Raw genomic sequence first — 19,072 nt, 5'->3', positions numbered from 1 at the left:
CGCTTCTTGTGAGTATTGCGAAAAGTCAGTCTGTTGAATTGCACGACAACATCGTCGCCTTTCACGAGGAAAGGGACTTTCACAGACTTGCATGCGAACTCTGCATCCTTATCAGAGCGTCTTGGCTCAACTGCAAGCATGTGTACATATAATTTGTCAAAATTATGCGCACCGTAGGATTTTGGATCAGCACCTCTTGACTTGGGCGGCGCTGCTTCAGCCGAACTGGGTCCTACGCTGTTCAGTAGCGAAGCTATCCTTAGATTGCGAGCTTTCACACGCCGTTCTGCAGGGCTGGAAAAGAGAAATTCTCGCCGGTTCCCGCTTTCCGCATCATCGGTTGCGACACATTTTCCATCAGCATTTTCCACCGAATCGTGAAACCGGTAGAGCACAGCATTGTCGTTCGCCTTGTCTTGCAGATGGTAGGCTTGGTATTCTTTCACGCGCACACTTGCACCATTTGCGAACATGCCACCTTCCCCACCAGACAAAGCGGTCAACAACCTGCCGACAAATCCGCGTCTCCGGTTTTCGCACGTCCCAGGCAAATCATTTTTCCGCAGTTCCACATTTCGCGCCGATCTGATCATTTCGGGCTGAACGCCCACCTTAAGCACGGACCGACCACTACGCTCGCGGTTAGCAATCATAGCGAGTATCAGACTATCGGCCTGAGGCAATACGATCTGGCCACGTTTGCCGATTTCCAGCCATTCCGGACCAGTTGATCGCATACGTCTGAAAAACAATTTAGGAACATCACTTACGCCTTTGATGTTCTGAAACGCTTCCTCACAAATTGAGTTCGCCCTGCCGGCATCTGGCACAACCATGTAAAACAGTACAGGAATAATAAATAATATTGAACTACGCATAACTGCTCTCCATTAAGATCAGCACCTCTACGTTACATAAAATTATCAGAAATTTCAATTGAGAATATATAAACCTGAGATTGATTTTTCTGACACAGGGGGCGTTTTTTAAAACCTTTGATTGTAGTACGGCTGAAATACCGCCTAATTCCAGCCACGTTTTTCTGCCCCTGAATCAGGCCGCCTCGATGGACGACAGGAAGCCGCCCGACTGGTGTTGCCAGAGCTGGGCATAAAGGCCGTTTTTCTCCAGCAATTCCTGATGAGTGCCCTCCTCGATGATCCGGCCCTTGTCCATGACGATCAGCCGGTCCATCGCCGCGATGGTTGACAGCCGGTGCGCGATGGCGATCACGGTCTTGCCCGTCATCAGGTCGAACAGGCTTTCCTGGATGGCCAGTTCCACTTCCGAATCGAGCGCGGAGGTCGCCTCGTCGAGAACCAGAATCGGCGCGTTCTTCAGCAGCACACGGGCGATTGCGATCCGCTGACGCTGCCCGCCGGAGAGCTTGACGCCCCGCTCGCCCACATGGGCGTCGAGCCCTGTGCGACCATCGTGATCCGACAGCTCGCGGACGAAATCCTGGGCATGCGCCTTCCTGAGGGCCGTTTCCACTTCGGCCCGGCTCACATCCGGCTTGCCATAGGCCACATTCTCGAAAATCGACCGGTGCAGCAAGGAGGTGTCCTGCGTCACCACGCCGACATTCGCCCGAATGTCATCCTGACGAACCCTGGAGATGTCCTGCCCGTCGATCAGGATCCGGCCGCTTTCCAGGTCGTAGAAACGCAGCAACAGGTTGACCAGCGTGGACTTGCCTGCACCGGAGCGGCCGATCAGGCCGATTTTTTCCCCGGGATGGATGGTCAGATCCAGGTTCTCGATCACGCCCGCCTGCTTTCCGTAATGGAAGCAGATCCCGTCGAAGCGGATTTCACCATCGGGAACCGCAAGCCCGACGGCATCCGGAACGTCGACCACATCCCGCTCCCGCGCGATGGTGTTGATGCCGTCCTGAACGGTACCGATATTCTCGAAAAGGCCCGACACTTCCCACAGAATCCATTGCGACATGCCCTGAAACCTGAGAACCAGGGCAACCGCCACGGCAATTTCACCGGTGGTGACCCGGCCGGCCTGCCACAGACCGATCGACATCGCTCCCACAAAGAACAGCAGCAGCATGTTGATGACCATCAGGGTGATGTTCATCCCCGTGACCAGCCGCATTTGCGAAAACACCGTCTTCAGGAACGCGGTCATCGACGTCCTGGCATATTCTTCCTCGCGCTCCGCGTGGGAGAACAGCTTGACCGTCGAGATGTTCGTGTAGGCATCGACCACATGCCCTGTCATGAGCGACCTTGAATCCGCCTGTGCCCGGGACACATTCTTCAGGCGCGGAATGAAGATCCGCATCGTCACCATGTAGCAAAGGAACCAGGCCGCGAAGGGGATCAGAAAGTAGAGACTCGCGTCCGCCACCACAAACAGCGCGGCAATGAAATAGACCGCGACATAGACCAGGATGTCGGCGATACGGGTAACGACCTCCCGGACCGAGAGCGCCGTCTGCATCAGCTTGTTGGCGATCCGCCCCGCGAAATCATTCTGATAGAAGGAAATGCTCTGCCTCAGCAGATAGCGGTGAACCCGCCAGCGCACCGACATGGGATATGTGCCCATCAGGCCCTGATGGAACAGGATTTCCCAGATGGCGGCACAAACCGGCAGCAGCACAAGCACCACCACCCCCATCCACAGCAGTTGCGGCCAGTTGTCCTGAAAGAACGTCTCCGCGTTTTCCGTGCCGAGCCAGGTGACCAGTTCGCCCAGAAACGTGAAGATCATCACTTCCAGAAACGCAATCAGCGCGCCGAGAACGGAAACCCCGGCCAGGATCGGCCAGACGGGTTTGGTATAGTACCAGCAGAAGGCCCAGAAGCCATTCGGCGGCACGTCGAGTTCCGTTTTCTCAAACGGATCGACAAGTTTTTCGAACCAGTCGAACATGGTTACCTCTCTGATCCGATCAACCGCATGACAGCCAGCAGATGCAGGGATCTGTCGGACCGGGACGATTGCCGAACCGGATGAACAATGCTGTCAGGCACGCACAGGCGCGAACCGGCGACCAGACATGTAAATGTCAGGGCGAGGATGAATGTCCCCGAAAACAGGGCGACGAGCTGCCTGGCGAACACCGCCGCCGGGATGAGCTCGGCCGCAATTTCCAGGCTCTCGACCCGGCCCAGATTGAAAATGAGAACCGGAATGAAGAACACCACGGCAATTGCAAGGGTCGCTCCCGCAAAGAGCCCGACAGCCACCGCGGCACGGCGGAGACGGCGGAAAAATCCCGGTTGAGGCTCTTTCGCGGGCGGCAGCTGGAAATCCGAACGCGCTGCCAGGGCAGCCACATGCGGAGCATATTGAATTGACATCGGATCGACTCCGAAACGGGATCGCGAAACTGGTGACGGCAGACACGGGTGCGACACGCGTGCAGCAGGGATGAATCGGCTTAAGCCGGCACCGCCAGGTCCTGGAGAATGAAGATGGGCTGCGACTTCCTAGTGGAAGCGGGCAGCAATCCCCGAACAACCCATGAGGGCGGCAGATGGGTGGATCATGCGATGATCAATCATGTAAGCCCTCCTGGTTGCGCAGCCGGGCGGCCGCTGGGTCTGAAGCCAACCACCAACAGTTGACCTGAAGGGGTGATAACTGCAATTGCGGGAACTGAAAAGCGAAAATGCGACAATGTGCTGCATGACAAGGCAACTGTTGCCGTCAGGACACAGCCTTCTTTCGCCGCGCCCTACTGCAGTCCGAACTGCGGCCTGAAGTCCCGAAGATGCAGCTCGGCGTCTGCAGGCGTCAGCGGCTTCGAGATCACGTTTCCCTGGATTACGCTACAGCCGGACCTTCTGAGAATGTCGGCTTCCTCTGCCCGGTCCACGCCCGCCGCGGATGTCTTCAGCCCGAGCGTTGCCGCAAGCCGGATGATCGCTTCCACAAGATGCTGCTGACCCGGGCTGTCCGCCAGGCCCGCAATCAGCAGCGGACTGATCTTCACCCTGTCCGCGTTCAGATGTATGAGCTGACCGGCACCGCCATGCCCGCTGCCGAACCTGTCCAGGGAAATCTGGCAGCCGAGGTCGGAAATCTTGCCGAGATAATCGGCCAGACCGTCGGCCTCGCCGAGCCGGATGATCTTCTCGTCCAGTTCGATGACGATGTCCTGCCGCGCGAACACGGCCTCTTCGCACAGCGTCTCCACGTTCCTCTTGAACTCCGCGTCCTTCAGACTGGCACCAGTCAGGTTGACGGACAGGAACAGGGACTGGGCCGACCTTTCGCGAAGCCGCTTGATCTCCGCGATTCCGCTGCGCAACGCGAAACGTTCGATTTTGGCGATATGTTTGGCATCTTCCTGCGGGGACAGCATGTCGACCGGATTGACCAGCTCCCGGGAAGGAGTCTGCCAGCAGGCGGTAGCCTCGTAGCCGATCACCCGCCTGTGTTCGAAGCTGTATTGCGGCTCCAGAAGCAGGGTCAGCTTTCCCGCTTCCAGATCCCGGTCCAGCAGCGCCATCGTCTGGCGCTTCTGGCGATGCGCCACGCCGAGAGTTTCCGTGTACCAGGCAATCTGGTTGCGCCCCGATTTCTTGGCCGCGTAGAGCGCCAGGTCGGCGCAGTTGATCAGGTCGGAAACGCTCGACCTTGTCCCCTCCGCAAGCACAAGTCCGACACTGACACTCACTCTCAGGCTCTGACTGTCCACCTTGAAAGGCACCCTCAGCCCATCGAGAAGCCTGTTTGCGAGGGACTGCATCTGCTCGCGGCTGCACGGTGCACAAACGACCGCAACGAACTCGTCGCCACCGGCACGGGCGGCGAGCCCCTTGTCTCCCAGTACGGTTTCCAGCACATGGGCGGCGTGCCGCAGAACCGCATCGCCCACACCGTGGCCATGGCTGTCGTTGATTTCCTTGAAATGATCCAGGTCGAAATGGATGATGCCGATCTGCCAGCCGGAGGCATTCGCCGCCGAGACGGCCTCCTGAAGAAAGGACGAGAGCTTCGCCCGGTTGGCGATACCGGTAAGGTCATCGTGCTCGGCCTGGTACTTGAGCCTGTTGCGCACTGCCTAAAGCTCCTGCAGGTGCTCCACCTGACTGGTCACGTCCCGGCAGATGACGATGATCTTGGACTCTTCGGGAGACTTGCCTTCCACAACCGCAAAGGTGATCTGGTTCCAGAACAGTTCCCCGTTCTTGCGCCTGTTGTGGATCAGCTCCTCGAAGCCGGAGTGATATTTCGTCAGATCGAACTTGAAGGTCTCGATTTCCTCGGGCGACACCTGACTTTCCCCCGCAAGAATGAACTCCTGCGGCCGCCGCCCCCGGATTTCTTCGGCGGTATATCCGGTAATGCGGGAATAGGCCGGATTGGTCCATTCGATGCGCCCGTAGATGTCCTGCATCACAAGCCCCTCGTGGGCATGTTCCACCACGAGCTTCAGGATGGCCGCATCGTTCCCGAACTCGGAAAGCCTCGTAGACTGTGCCGCATGACTGCTCCTGGCCCCACGGAAATAGCCGATGGAGAAGATAGCGATCGACAGGCACAGGCAGACGATCAGAAAGGCAACCGGCAATTCACCCAAGAATTCTGGCATACTTCCCCTTCATCTCAGGACGGCATCTGAATTTATCCTACCGGAAAATTTCTCAAATAATGACTAATCAGGAAAAAGATCGGTGAATATTGTCATTTATGTCAATCGATACTTGCAAGAAACCCTTGGCAAGCAGAAATATTTGCAGGAACTCCCGTATGGCGACTGAAAACCGGGCGCCATCCGATCCGATTGCATCACCATCCCACGCAATCACACCATCAGCGGCCGATCTGTTCGCAAGATCTCATCTTCTTTTGCGGAAACGTCCGGTGTGCCACCGTGCGCGGAACCGGGACAACGGGTCCTGCATGACCGTCAGGAAACCAGCCGGGTCATCGTGTAGCCGGCCCCGGCGGAAAAGGCCGACAGCACTGTCCCCCAGGCGATATCGACGATGACCACACTTATCGGCCAGTTTTTCAGGGTCGCGAAATTGGTGAAATCATAAGTCGCATAGGTGAAGAACCCGAACAGCGCGCCATAAAGGACGGCGGTCCCCAGACTCCCGCTCTTCAGCGCGGGAGCTACCGCGAAAATGATAATTCCCACGACAAAGACCACATAGAACGCCGCCGCGGCCGCCATGTTCGGCCTGTCCATCATCAGATGTCCCAGCCGGTCGAAATAGAACCGGGTGGCGATCTGCGACAGCCAGATGAAATCAACGGCCAGGAAGACCGAAACCGTGAAAAAATAGGCGATGACGAGCTGTGACATGAAAACCTCTTGCAGGATGCTGCCGGTTTACGGGCCGGGAGCGCCTGCGGATCAATCCGCACGGCCACCGCCCTTTGCTCAGGCGGGAACGGGATCCTCCTTCAGGAAGCCGCCGGACTGCCGCTGCCAGAGCTGCGCGTACAGGCCGGACTCTTCGGCCAGAAGGCTTTCGTGAGATCCCTGCTGGACGATCCTGCCACCGTCCATCACGATCAGCCGGTCCATCGCCGCGATGGTCGACAGACGGTGGGCAATGGCAATTACTGTCTTTCCGCTCATCAGCTCCTGCAGGTTTTCCTGGATTGCCGCCTCTATCTCGGAATCCAGCGCGGAGGTTGCCTCGTCGAGCACCAGGATCGGGGCATCCTTGAGGAGCACACGGGCGATCGCGATCCGCTGGCGCTGGCCGCCGGACAGCTTGACCCCGCGCTCGCCGCAAAAGGCATCGAACCCCGTACGGCCTTTCTTGTCCTCAAGACGTTGTATGAACTCCAGGGCGTGGGCCTTGCGGGCCGCCTCCACCAATTCCTCCTCGCTGGCAGAGGTCCGGCCGTAAAGAATGTTGTCCCGGATGGAGCGGTGCAGCAGCGACGGATCCTGCGTCACCATGCCGATAGAGCGGCGCAGGGACTCCTGCGACACTTCCCGGATATCCTGCCCATCGACCAGAATCCGTCCGGATTCCACGTCGAAGAACCGCAGCAGCAGACTGGCCAGGGTCGTCTTTCCCGCACCGGACGGCCCCACGATCCCTACCCGCTCACCGGGCCGGATAGACAGGTCGAGATGATCGATCACACCGCTTTTCTTGCCGTAGTGGAACCGGACATTCTCGAATTTCACGGCGCCTTCCGGCACGCTGAGGGCGCGGGCATGGGGCGCGTCCGCAAGGGTAATCGGCTTGACCACCGTCTCCATGCTGTCCTGAAGAGAGCCGAAATGGCGGAACAGGCCGTTGAGCTGATTGAACAGCCTGTTCAGAAGGATATTCAGCCGCAGCACCAGACTGAGCGCGAAGGCGACATGGCCATTGCTGATGACCCCGTCCTGCCAGGCCTTCAGCGCCATGGCCGTGATCGCGACGATCATCACACCGTTGAGGATATTCATGATCATCCGCACAGTCGTCAGCAGCCGGGTGAATGCCTGCAGCTTGCCGATAAAGGCCTCGACTGCGGTCTTGGCCCCCTGGCTCTCTTCCACCGATGACCCGAACAGCTTGACCGACTGGATGTTTGTGTAGGTATCCACAAGACGCCCCGTCACGCCGGAATAGGAATTGGCAACCCCCTTGGACGCACCGCGAACACGCGGCACGAAGATCCAGGCAACCACCCCGAAACCGGTCAGCCACAGCGCAACAATGGCACCGAGCCGCACATCCAGCTCCGTCACCAGGATGAGCGTGGTCACCGCGTAGACAACGATGAACCAGACAACCTGCAGCAGGTTGATCATGAAATCCCCGGCGGACATTCCCGACTGCATGACCTTCTGCGCCAGCCGCCCCGCCAGATCGTCCTGGAAGAAACCGAGCCCCTGTTTCATGACCCGGTCATGGCATTGCCAGCGGACCAGGTTGAAAAACCCGGGAACAATGGTCTGCTCTTCCACCAGCGCCATCAAAGTGAGCGTCGCCGTGCGCAGAACCAGGATCACCAGCACCATTCCCAGGAGGGTCCAGGCGTGATCGCTGAAAAAGGTCTCCCGGTTGCCGCTGTCCAGCAGGTCGACGATGTCGCCGAGGAAGTTGAAAATACCGACTTCGATAAAGGCCGCAGCCCCGCCCAGCACAAGCATTGCAATGAAGGGCCAGCGGACCTGCGTGATGAAATAGAGCAGGAACGCTATGCCGCTGTGCGGCATATCCTTGCTGGGAGATCCCCGGAAGGGATCAATCCAGGTTTCAAAAAGGCGAAAGATCGGGGACACGGGCGTCTCCATGAGGGCTGGAGCGATTCTTTCGCGCATCCTAATGCGCATCCCGATGATATAGAACCAAATGATGACATGGAGAACCGGGCGACCGTCCGTGCCGCTTGCCGGTGACAAACCGGGGCGCCGCTGCTATGCCACGCGCTGATACCGGTTTCCTAGCGTGTGACCTCATGCCCGACATAGCTCTCTATCAACCGGATATTCCGCAGAACACCGGCACGATCCTGCGACTTGCCGCCTGCCTCGGCGTCACCGTGCATCTGATCGAACCGGCGGGATTTCCGATCTCCGACAGCGCTCTCAAACGCGCCGGAATGGATTATCTGGAAAGGGCGGCAATGCTGCGCCACATCAGTTTTGCCGAATTCGACGCCTGGCGCCGCAACGGCGACCGGCGTCTCGTCCTGATGACAACCGGCTCCGACAGCGCCTATACGGACTTCATCTTCCGCCCGGACGACATCCTGCTCATGGGCCGCGAAAGCAGCGGGGTCCCGCAGGACATACACGCAGGCGCAGATGCCAGGCTGACAATACCCATGGCCGCGGACATGCGCTCCATCAACGTGGCGGTTTCCGCCGGCATGGTGCTTGGCGAAGCCTTGCGGCAAACGGGCTCATTTCCTAGGTTGTGAACCCATAAACGCCGGGATGATCCGGTTTCCCCCCTCACGAACCAGAACCTTCAAGGCCGATCACATGAATGCTGCCTCTCCTGAAAATCGCGGCGGTCCGATCCCGGACGGTATCGAGGACAAGAAAGCGTCGGCCCCGGCGTGGTTCCGCGACCTGAGGGACCGGATCTGCAAGGCCTTCGAGGATCTGGAGGACGACATAGGCTCCCTCGACGGGCCTCTTGCCGACCAGCCGGCCGGCCGGTTCGAGCGCACACCGTGGGAGCGGACCGACAGCACCGGCGCCAAGGGTGGTGGCGGCGTCATGTCCATGCTGCACGGCCGTGTGTTCGAGAAGGCCGGAGTGCATATTTCCACGGTTCATGGTGAATTCTCGCCGGAATTCCGCGGCCAGATTCCCGGAGCAAAGGAAGACCCGCGTTTCTGGGCCTCCGGCATCAGCCTGATCGCCCATCCGCACAACCCGCATGTTCCCGCCGTCCACATGAACACGAGAATGGTCGTGACCACCCGCCAGTGGTTCGGCGGCGGCGCCGACCTGACACCGGTTCTCGATGCCCGGCGCACCCAGGACGATCCGGACACGAAAACCTTCCACGCAGCCATGCAGGCGGCCTGCGAGGCCCATGGGGTCGCGGATTATCCGGCCTACAAGGCCTGGTGCGACGACTATTTTTACCTGAAACACCGCAACGAACCGCGTGGCGTCGGCGGCATCTTCTACGACTATCTCAACAGCGGCAGCTGGGAAGACGATTTCGCCTTCACCAGGGACGTCGGACTGGCTTTCCTGAACGTCTATCCGGAACTGGTGCGGCGGAATTTCGACAAGAGCTGGTCGCAGGCCGAGCGCGAGGAACAGCTCATCCGGCGCGGCAGATACGTGGAATACAACCTGCTTTATGATCGGGGCACGATTTTCGGTCTGAAGACGGGCGGAAATGTCGCTTCCATCCTGTCGTCCATGCCGCCTGTGGTGAAGTGGCCCTGAATGCGGACCTTGCTGACGGCACTTGCGTCAGGCGGCAGCACCACCGGAGGCCCGCACGGCCGGTCGTTTCATCACGCCGAAATCCGGCTTCAGCACCATGTTCACGAAACGGGACAGCATGTCCTGATCCAGTTTCGGTCCCATCTGCTGCATTATGCCGATCGCGACGCGGGCCGGAGCCCGTTCCTTGTAGGCCCGTACCTCGGTCAGCGCGGAAAAGATATCGCAGATGGTCATGAGGCGGACCTGCGGTGATATCCGGCTTGCGTCCAGCCCGTTCGGGTAACCGGAACCGTCCAGGAATTCGTGATGCTGGATCGCCATCTTCTTGATGGCGACCGAAATTTCCAGTCGCGGCTTGAGAATGTCGGCGCCGAACACCGGGTGCTTGTTGATGATCCTGCGCTCTTCCTCGGTCAGTTTTCCGGGCTTGTCGAGTATGGACAGGGGAATGCGCATCTTGCCGATGTCATGCACCAGACCACCGGCGATCACTTCCTGGCATTTCTCTTCCGGCCAGCCAAGATGCTGCGCGAACATGCCTGCAACACCGGCCACCATCAGGCTGTGACTGTAGGTGCCGCTGTGATGGGTTTGCACCGCCTCGAGCCAGGACGTCAGACCATCCAGCGAAAGGGCCTTCAGCAGGTCGTCGGCACTTTCTTCCAGGAGCTTGACCTGAATCGGCGCCTCTTCCACAGCCGTCAGACAGAGGCTTTGCAGGAGAGCATTGCTTTTCTTGTAGGCTTCAAGGGTCTGTACGGGCACGTCCCCGGGCAGGGCGGCACACAGGCGCTCGTTGACAAGATCGTTGATCCGTTTCAGCAGCAGGACGAGCGGCGCCCCGCGATCATATAATTCCGAACCGCCCAGCGCCGCGACCTGAGTGATCTCGCAGCGGGATTTCTTGTCGATCAGGCAGATGACCGGGACAACGGAAAGGGGTTTCCAGGAAGCCTTGAGGGCCTTCAGACCGGCCTCGGTGGCATCCTGCAACTCGATGACCACGACTTGGGCATCGGCAACCGTAGCCGGCGTCACGCTGACCATGTTGACCAGCCGTGCGGCGAAGAAAAACGGCAATTTCCGGGCGGGAGAATCGGCGGAAAGCGGTCCGTCCGAAATCAGAACTATTTTCATTTGCCCCCCGGATTTCGTGCCGATGCGCCTACCGCATCAAGTCCTCACTCCTGTCATACAAGTGGTGACGAACTTTTCTTTACGAAGTCCTAAGGCAATTAAACAGAACGGGATATAAGCTCATTTTTACTGAGAGAAAATCCGCTTTCGCGCCACTCACCTTCCAAATACTTGAGAAAATTACCTAACTCAGGTCCCGGCTGATGCCCTGCCGCGATCAGATCCGCCCCTTTGAGGGGAAACACCGGCACGGCCTGCGAGCGCAAGTCGGCCAGCCGGGCAGCGAACCGGTCATCATCGCGGATATTCTGCGCGCGCAGGCCGGCCCAGACCGCCAGCAGCCCGTCAATGGCCCCCTGTCGGCCGAATTCGTAGAGAAGCGAGGCAGCGGACGGCAGGGCGGCGGCAGGAGACAACCGCTTCATGGCGGCCCAGGCGGTTTGCATCCTCTTGCGCTCCGCATTGGACAGGCGGAACCGGTCGCAGATCCGCTCAAGATCCTCACGCACGAAACCGGCAAGAACGACAAGCCCGAGTTCCGGATGGGCCGTTTCCGGGGCAAGGTCATCCAGCCCCCGCAGGGCTTCGAAATCCTCGATGCGTGCCAGCCCGCCGGTTGCGATTTCCCAGAGACCGCAGTCGTTCATCAGGCGCAGCGCAGGCGCTGCCCGGCGCGCGCTCATGAGGCGGCGCATCTCGTGGCCGATCCGTTCGGCGGACAATTGCCGCAGGCCTTCGCGCTGCCGCAGGCAGGCCGCCAGTCCGTCCGCGTCCATTTCGCCCTCACCATAGGCGGCAAAGATCCGGAAGAAGCGCAGAATGCGGAGATAGTCTTCCTGCAGGCGCCTGTCCGGTTCACCGATGAAGCGGACGCGGCCGGCAAGACAGTCCTGCAGACCGCCAAGCGGGTCGTAGAGACGCCCGTGCCGATCCGCATACAGCGCGTTCATGGTAAAATCCCGGCGTTCGGCGTCCCTGACCCAGTTCCGGCCGAAAACAACCCGTGCCTGCCTGCCGAAGGTTTCAACGTCCTCGCGCAAGGTGGTGACTTCATAGGGGAACCCGTTGCTCACCACGGTGACCGTTCCGTGGTCGAGACCCGTGCCGATGGCTTTCAGTCCGGCAGTGCGCGCGCGTTCCATCACGTCCCCAGGCAGGGCGGTCGTGGCGATATCCACGTCCGGCACCGGATGCCCCAGCAGCGTGTTGCGTACCGCGCCTCCCACGATCCGGGCCTCGTCGCCCCCCTGTTCGATGGCGGAAAACACGGCCTGGACCGCGTCGTTTCGCAGCCACTGCGCCTGCGCGAGTATGTCGTCCACCGCCGATGTCATGGAACTATTCGTATCGTCCGGGAACAAAGACGCCATCCTGCATTGCGGAGGGTATGAAGTTGGCCCCTTCCGGGCTGCGCTCCAGCATCGCCATTCCGGCGAGGCCGGATATCACCAGCACGAGTCCGGCAAGCGTCAGCCATGCAATCGGTCCCTTGGACCAGCGGTCCGGGTGGCCGCTCCGTTTGCTCAGCCACAGCCACAGCGCGTAGCAGAAAAAGGGCAGCAGAAACAGAAACAGGTGCGTAAGAACGATTCGAAGCATCAGCGATATACCGTTTCGTAAAAGGAGCGGATGATACCGGCGGTAACACCCCAGATATACCGTTCACCGAAAGGCATGGCGTAAAAGTAGCGCCGGCGGCCTTTCCAGTCCCGGCTCAATTTCTGATGATTGGCCGGGTTCATGAGAAATGCGAGCGGTACTTCGAATATGTCGTCCACTTCCTCCGGATTGGGACGGAAGGAGGGGGACGCCGTGATGGCCCCCACGACCGGCACGACGCGATAGCCCGAACCAGTCAGATAGGGCGCAAGACTGCCGAGAAGTTCCACATGTCCGGGCTCGAGTCCGATCTCCTCTTGCGCTTCCCGCAGTGCCGCAGCGGTGGGCCCCGCGTCCTGCGGATCGATCTTGCCGCCGGGAAAGGCGACCTGCCCGGCATGGGAACTCAGATGCCCGGAACGCTGGGTCAGAACCACGTTCGGCCCCTCCTCGCTTTCCACCAGCCCGATCAGAACCGCCGCGTCCCGGGGCGGCCCCTCCCAAATCGCATAGGGGCCGAGATCCGGATTGAGTACATGATCGCCCGTCTCGCGCGCACGGTCCCGCAGGGTTGCGTCCGCGAGACGCTCCTGCAGATGCTGCGCCCAGCCGGATCCGGCTGGTAAGTTGTTCACAGGTGAAGCAGTCATGACATCAGCCGTCTGGTATCCGTTCAGGGAAAGGGCACTCATTGCGGTGCGGCGAGCAGATCGGGAGCCACGGTGAAAAACGCGCCTCCGCTCCAAAGCCCCAATGCCACACCATTCCCCTCTTCCCGTTCTTCCAGCAGATCGGCAAGCTCGTACATCAAGGCGCGCGTGAACAGCGCTTCGAGCCGGCCTCTGACAAGAACATAGGGCTTGAGGCCGCCGCTGTCCGTTTCTTTTTCAAACCGCAACGGATGGTCGGGGCCCACGGTCACCAGATCTCCGAGATTCGTCCGCACCATCACCGCCTGGTTTCGCTCTTTCCCCTCCACCGCCATCTCGACGGCGAGCAGCGGAGCATCCTCGACCGTGATGCCGATTTTTTCGACCGGGGTAACCAGATAGTGCCGGCCGTCCTCGTCCTTGCGCAGCACCGATGCGAACAGTTTCACGAGCGGCTCGCGGCCGATGGGCGAGCCGAGATAGAACCAGGTCCCGTCCCGTGCGATCCGGATATCCAGATCTCCGCAGAAGGGCGGATTCCATTTCTCCACCGGAGGCAGCCTGCGGTCGCCGGCATCCGCCCGGCTCATCAGGGCTTTCAGGCCTTCCGGCATCGTCTTGCCGAAATCGGTGGAACGGTCCGTCATGGATCTCTTCTTCTCCTGCCGGTTGCGAGGGCAACAGGGATAGCATCTCCGGCGCGGGTATCCTTGCCGAAAAGGAGCCGCGTGCAAGAAAGCCGCAGTCGGTTTCCCGCAAAACGGCTGCAGGCCCGGGCCAGATGATATGCCGGGCTTGCGCGCCGGCCCCGCGATTTTTGACAGTTCGGCAACTCTCGCAATTGTCATCCCTCCCTCGCAATCCCTGAAATGCGCGGGTTTTCCCCAAAGCAGGGAAAGATTCTTGGTCCTTTCCACTGTATGGCGCACAATTGCGCCTTATCTACCCTTTCATATGGTGTCAGAGTGTTAGAGTCGCAGCAGACCGGCACGGCTCCAGGGAGCCGGAAGATGAATTCAGGGAAAGGTGATTAATGAGCGTTGTTTCCCCCACCACACCGACCGAACAGGATCTCGCCGCCGTGGCCGAGAACGCCGAGCGCGCCGTCAACCGCATCACCGAAGCCAGGGCGGACATCGCGCGTATCATCTTCGGGCAGGAAACCGTGGTCGAGCAGACCCTCGTCACCATTCTCGCCGGCGGCCACGGGCTCCTTGTCGGCGTTCCCGGCCTCGCCAAGACCAAGCTTGTGGAAACACTCGGCACCGTGCTCGGGCTGGATGCCCGCCGGATCCAGTTCACCCCGGACCTGATGCCCTCCGACATTCTCGGGGCGGAAGTCATGGAGCAAAGCGCCGATGGCAGCCGGTCCTTCCGTTTCATTCCCGGTCCCGTGTTCTCCCAGCTTCTGATGGCCGACGAAATCAACCGCGCCAGCCCGCGCACCCAGTCCGCGCTGCTGCAGGCCATGCAGGAATATCACGTCACCGTGGCCGGAAATCCCCATAACCTGCCGCGTCCGTTCCATGTTCTGGCGACCCAGAACCCACTTGAGCAGGAAGGCACCTATCCGTTGCCCGAAGCCCAGCTTGACCGCTTCCTCATGCAGATCGACGTTCACTATCCGGACCTGGAAGCCGAACGGCGCATTCTTCTGGAGACCACCGGCGCCGAACAGGCCGAGGCCAGAACCGCCATGACGGCCGAGGAACTGATGGAATACCAGCAGCTCGTACGCCGCATGCCCGTCGGCGAAACCGTCGTGGAAGCGATCCTCAAGCTCGTACGCTCGGCCAGGCCCGCAGACGGAGCCTCCCCTTCGGATGTGACCAGCCTGATCGCCTGGGGTCCCGGCCCGCGCGCCAGTCAGGCCCTGATGCTCACCGTGCGGGCGCGGGCGCTCGTCGACGGTCGTCTGGCGCCGTCCATCGATGATGTCCTCGCACTCGCCGAACCGATCCTGCAGCACCGCATGGCCCTGACCTTCGCCGCGCGGGCGGACGGGCACACGGTTCGCGACGTCATCAGCCGGGTCAAGGAGCAGATCGCCTGATCCGGAATCCCATCACCAAGGAACCAGAGCGCATGGATCCCAGCAGCACGACGGCAGGCATCGACCAGGGCTCATGGCCGAATGTGATCGGCGAAGCCCGTACGGTCGCCGATGCGCTGCCGGATCTGCTGGTCGAGGCCAGCCATGTCTCCAGTTCGATCATCTCCGGCTGGCACGGCCGCCGACGGGCCGGGCCCGGGGAAAGCTTCTGGCAGTTCCGCCCTTTCAACATGGGCGAGCCGGCACGGCGCATCGACTGGCGCCGCTCCGCCCGCGACGACAACCTCTATGTCCGCGAGCGGGAATGGGAAGCCGCCCATACGGTCTGGCTGTGGGCCGATCTGTCCTCGTCCATGATCTTCCAGTCCCGCCTGGCGGGCGTAAGCAAGCGCGACCGGGCTATCGTGCTGATTCTGGCGCTGGCCGACATGCTGGCGGAAACCGGCGAGCGCATTGGCCTTCCCGGCCTGACACGCCCCTTTTCCGACCGGCGGGCCGCCGAACGGCTTGCCGACGCGCTGACCCATCTTTCCAGGCCGGTCGCCCTGCCGGACACCAACGCGGTGAAACGCTTCGCAGATGTGGTGCTGATTTCCGACTTTCTCGATCCCATCGAGGATATCGCCGCCTGGATCGCCAGACTTGCCGGAACCGGCGCACGTGGCCATCTGGTGCAGGTGCTGGACCCGATCGAGGAAACCTTCCCCTTTGACGGCCGTGTCGAGTTCACGGATCCGGAACGGGGCCTCCGCCTGACAGCCGGACGGGCTGAAAACTGGCGCGAGGATTACAAGAACAGACTGGAAGCTCACCGGGCGGAAATACGGGACATGGCCCGCAGGGCCGGTTGGACCTATGTTCTTCATCATACGGACCGGCCGGCATCCGAACCCTTGCTGGTCTTGCACAGCGCGCTTTCAGGCGCGCTGGATGTCATGCAGAGAGGAGGCGTCTGACCCGTGTTAGCTGGTCTGCCCCTGACGTTCACCGCGCCCTGGATTCTGGGTGCACTCGCCCTGCTGCCGGTCATCTGGTGGCTGTTGCGGATGACTCCGCCGCGCCCGCGCGAAATCGCCTTTCCGCCCACGCGCCTGCTGATCGGCATCGACCAGCACGAGGAAACGCCCCAGCGCAGCCCGTGGTGGCTGACCCTGCTGCGCCTGCTTCTGGCCGCCATCCTGATCGTGGCCCTCGCCGGCCCGATCTGGCGCTCGGCCGAACCGGTCGAAACCGGCCAGGGCGTGCTCTGGGTGCTCATCGACAACGGCTGGACATCCGCAAGAGGCTGGACCGCCCAGGTGAGCGCGGCCGAACAGATCCTCACCGCCGCCGAACAGGAGGGCCAGCCGGTGCTGTTTGCCGCGACGGCCGAGGGACCTGCCCAGAACTTCTTGCCGGAAGCGGCGGCAAGCGCCCTGGAAAAACTCCGTGCGCTCGAACCCCGCCCCTATCCGCCGCAGCGCGACGAGCTGAGCGCGGGCCTGCGCGAGGCCGCCCGCACGACGCCCCCCGGCGCCGTTGTCTGGCTGTCCGACAGCACACAAACCGACGACAGCTTTCTCGCCGACCTCGCACAGACGATCGGCCAGGTTCCCGTCACGGTTCTCACCGGACTGGAAACGCCCATGGGCCTGAAAGACCTGGCAAATGACGCAGATGCGCTGTCCCTCACCGTGGTCCGCCATCCGGACCGGCAGCTCGCCACAGCCACCCTGCGGGCCCTCGACCTCAAGGGCCTCGTGCTCGGCGAGGTCCAGGCCACGTTTGATGCCGGTCAGAGCGAAACCACTGCCCGGTTCGAGCTGCCGAGCGAGCTGCGCAATGACATCGCCCGGGTCGAAATCGCGGGAGAAGGAGCCGCCGGGGCCGTCCAGCTTGTCGACGACAGTTGGCGCCGCCGCACCGTGGGCCTGATTTCCGGCCAGTCCGGCGATCTCGATCAGCCGCTTCTGTCGCCGGTCTACTACCTTGAACGGGCACTGGCGCCCTTTTCGGACATCCGCCGCCCCCGGGACAGCGACATCGCCGTGGCCGTCCCCGCCCTGATCGACCAGGGCATTTCGGTCCTGGTTCTGGCCGATGTCGGCCGGCTGCCGGACACGACGGTACAGACCCTGGGCGAATGGGTGCGCAACGGCGGAACACTCGTGCGCTTCGCCGGTCCCAGGACCGCCGGAGGCAGCGATGATCTGATCCCGGTGCGCCTCCGGGCCGGCGACCGGTCGCTGGGAGGTTCCCTGTCCTGGAAACAGCCGCAGCATCTGGCGGCCTTCCCTGAAGGCTCGCCCTTCTCCGGACTGAATGTGCCTGCCGAAGTCACCGTGACCCGCCAGGTCCTGGCCGAACCCACCTCCGATCTGCCCGACCGCACCTGGGCGATGCTGGAGGACGGCACGCCGCTTGTAACCGCTGCGCCTCTCGGCGCGGGACGCGTGGTGCTCTTCCACGTCACCGCCGATTCCTCCTGGTCGAACCTGCCGCTGTCCGGTGTCTTTCTGAACATGCTGCGCCGGATCCTCTCCGTCGCCAATGTCGCCGCCGCTTCGGAAACCGCGGAAGACGGCACGCCCTCCCAGAGCGTCCTGCCGCCCCTGCGCCTGCTCGACGGCTATGGCCGTTTCGGGCCTCCGCCGGTCGAAGTCACGCCGGTTGGTGCCGCCGAATTCCGTGCGGCGGAAGCCAGCCGCAGAACGCCACCCGGCCTCTACGGCACGGAAGACGGCTTCCGTGCCCTGAACCTGATGCAAAAGGACGATGCACTTCTGCCCCTGGACCTTGCCGCCCTCGATGGCGACGTCACCGGTGCACCCTATCCGGCCTCCGACCCTCTGGACCTCAGGTCCGTGTTCTTCTCTCTGGCCTTCCTGCTGATGGTCGTCGATGCGATTGCCGTGTTCCTGCTGGCGGGCGGTCTGAGCCGCCTCGGCCTGCGCAACAGGGCGGCCGGCATGGCCCTTGCCCTCGCCCTTGGCGGATCCGCGTTTGTCGCCGTCACACCGGATACGGCCCACGCACAGTCCGGTTCGGCGGAATTGCAGGCTCTGGAATCGACCCTGCAGACCCGCCTCGCCTATGTGCTGACCGGCAATCCCGAGATCGACGACGCCAGCGCCGCCGGCCTTGCCGGCCTGACCCAGTTTCTCGGGGAACGCACGGCGCTGGAACCGGGACCGCCGATCGCCATCGACATCGCCCGTGACGAGCTGTCCTTCTACTCCCTGCTCTACTGGCCGATCGACCCGGCAGCGAACAAGCCCGACGACCAGACGATCGCGCGCATCGACACCTTCATGCGCAATGGCGGCACGATCCTCTTCGACACCCGCGATCATATCAATGCCTCGGCCAACGGGTTCTCCTCCACGCCGGCAACCCTGAAACTGCGTGAGATTCTCGAGGACCTGGACGTTCCGCCGCTGGAGCCGGTCCCGCCCGATCATGTGCTGACCAAGGCCTTCTATCTGCTCGATTCCTTTCCCGGCCGCTATGCCGGCAGCCCTCTATGGGTGGAAAGTCTCGAGGAAGTCACGGCCAGGGGTGACCGGCCGGTGCGGGCCGGCGACGGGGTGTCTCCCATCCTGATCACCGGCAATGACTTTGCCGCGGCCTGGGCGATTTCCCAGAGCGGCGAGTTCATGTATCCCACCGTGCCGAACAGTCCCTCGCAGCGCGACTACGCCTTCCGCTCCGGCGTCAACATCGTCATGTACAGCCTGACCGGAAACTACAAGGCCGACCAGGTGCACATCCCCGCCCTGCTCGAACGGCTCGGACAATAGGAAC

At 61.4% G+C, this 19,072-nt stretch carries 17 protein-coding genes; 5 read left to right on the top strand and 12 right to left on the bottom strand.

Annotated features, from left to right (window positions below; translation table 11 throughout):
- From DCO57_RS23370 to DCO57_RS20995, 7 genes are all read right to left on the bottom strand, one after another.
- The coding region (locus DCO57_RS23370) for a hypothetical protein (protein ID WP_133192722.1) at positions 1-878 on the bottom strand (878 nt) is incomplete at its 3' end.
- A 175-nt stretch (positions 879-1,053) separates the two neighbouring features.
- Positions 1,054-2,892 (bottom strand): ABC transporter ATP-binding protein, encoded by a 1,839-nt coding sequence (locus DCO57_RS21020; RefSeq protein ID WP_116700883.1) that lies wholly within the window; start codon positions 2,890-2,892, stop codon positions 1,054-1,056.
- Between the two features lie 2 nt (positions 2,893-2,894).
- Positions 2,895-3,323, bottom strand: coding sequence for a hypothetical protein (locus DCO57_RS21015; protein ID WP_116700882.1), 429 nt, complete (start codon positions 3,321-3,323; stop codon positions 2,895-2,897).
- A 377-nt stretch (positions 3,324-3,700) separates the two neighbouring features.
- Complete coding sequence (locus DCO57_RS21010; protein WP_116700881.1) at positions 3,701-5,029, bottom strand: EAL domain-containing protein; 1,329 nt, start codon at positions 5,027-5,029, stop codon at positions 3,701-3,703.
- Between the two features lie 3 nt (positions 5,030-5,032).
- Positions 5,033-5,563, bottom strand: coding sequence for a PAS domain-containing protein (locus DCO57_RS21005; protein ID WP_116700880.1), 531 nt, complete (start codon positions 5,561-5,563; stop codon positions 5,033-5,035).
- Between the two features lie 318 nt (positions 5,564-5,881).
- Entirely contained in the window at positions 5,882-6,283 is a 402-nt protein-coding gene (locus DCO57_RS21000) for a DUF2177 family protein (protein WP_116700879.1), read from the bottom strand.
- A 78-nt stretch (positions 6,284-6,361) separates the two neighbouring features.
- Positions 6,362-8,227, bottom strand: a complete 1,866-nt coding sequence (locus DCO57_RS20995) for an ABC transporter ATP-binding protein (RefSeq protein WP_208978074.1) — start codon at positions 8,225-8,227, stop codon at positions 6,362-6,364.
- 164 nt (positions 8,228-8,391) lie between these two features.
- Between DCO57_RS20995 and DCO57_RS20990 the strand changes: the two genes are divergently transcribed.
- Together DCO57_RS20990 and hemF are read left to right on the top strand one after the other, a co-directional pair.
- Positions 8,392-8,856: a tRNA (cytidine(34)-2'-O)-methyltransferase gene (locus tag DCO57_RS20990; protein ID WP_116700878.1), complete on the top strand. Its 465-nt coding sequence runs from the start codon at positions 8,392-8,394 to the stop codon at positions 8,854-8,856.
- Between the two features lie 64 nt (positions 8,857-8,920).
- Entirely contained in the window at positions 8,921-9,847 is a 927-nt protein-coding gene (hemF, locus tag DCO57_RS20985; protein ID WP_116700887.1) for an oxygen-dependent coproporphyrinogen oxidase, read from the top strand.
- A gap of 27 nt (positions 9,848-9,874) precedes the next feature.
- Here the strand turns inward: hemF and DCO57_RS20980 are convergent, their stop codons facing one another.
- From DCO57_RS20980 to DCO57_RS20960, 5 genes are all read right to left on the bottom strand, one after another.
- Positions 9,875-10,987, bottom strand: a complete 1,113-nt coding sequence (locus DCO57_RS20980; protein ID WP_116700877.1) for an HD domain-containing phosphohydrolase — start codon at positions 10,985-10,987, stop codon at positions 9,875-9,877.
- Between the two features lie 98 nt (positions 10,988-11,085).
- Entirely contained in the window at positions 11,086-12,321 is a 1,236-nt protein-coding gene (locus DCO57_RS20975) for a CCA tRNA nucleotidyltransferase (protein WP_116700876.1), read from the bottom strand.
- A gap of 4 nt (positions 12,322-12,325) precedes the next feature.
- Positions 12,326-12,586: a DUF6111 family protein gene (locus tag DCO57_RS20970; RefSeq protein WP_116700875.1), complete on the bottom strand. Its 261-nt coding sequence runs from the start codon at positions 12,584-12,586 to the stop codon at positions 12,326-12,328.
- Entirely contained in the window at positions 12,586-13,236 is a 651-nt protein-coding gene (locus DCO57_RS20965) for a CoA pyrophosphatase (protein ID WP_116700886.1), read from the bottom strand. Before DCO57_RS20965 ends, DCO57_RS20970 begins: the two co-directional genes overlap by 1 nt.
- A 38-nt stretch (positions 13,237-13,274) precedes the next feature.
- Positions 13,275-13,850 carry a DUF1285 domain-containing protein gene (locus DCO57_RS20960; RefSeq protein ID WP_244287991.1) on the bottom strand — a complete coding sequence of 192 codons (576 nt, stop codon included), beginning with the start codon at positions 13,848-13,850 and terminating at the stop codon, positions 13,275-13,277.
- 419 nt (positions 13,851-14,269) lie between these two features.
- On the opposite strand from DCO57_RS20960, the gene DCO57_RS20955 reads away from it, so the two are divergent.
- From DCO57_RS20955 to DCO57_RS20945, 3 genes are read left to right on the top strand one after another with little or no spacing between them, the layout of a single operon-like run.
- Entirely contained in the window at positions 14,270-15,289 is a 1,020-nt protein-coding gene (locus DCO57_RS20955) for a MoxR family ATPase (protein WP_116700873.1), read from the top strand.
- 32 nt (positions 15,290-15,321) lie between these two features.
- Positions 15,322-16,245: a DUF58 domain-containing protein gene (locus tag DCO57_RS20950; protein ID WP_116700872.1), complete on the top strand. Its 924-nt coding sequence runs from the start codon at positions 15,322-15,324 to the stop codon at positions 16,243-16,245.
- A gap of 3 nt (positions 16,246-16,248) precedes the next feature.
- Complete coding sequence (locus tag DCO57_RS20945) at positions 16,249-19,068, top strand: DUF4159 domain-containing protein (RefSeq protein WP_116700871.1); 2,820 nt, start codon at positions 16,249-16,251, stop codon at positions 19,066-19,068.
- The last annotated feature ends 4 nt before the right edge of the window (positions 19,069-19,072 follow it).

Source organism: Labrenzia sp. 011 (genome assembly GCF_003075075.1).
Lineage (GTDB): Bacteria > Pseudomonadota > Alphaproteobacteria > Rhizobiales > Stappiaceae > Roseibium.
Note: the sequence above shows the minus strand (reverse complement) of the source record. Positions and strands in the feature narration are given on the sequence as shown.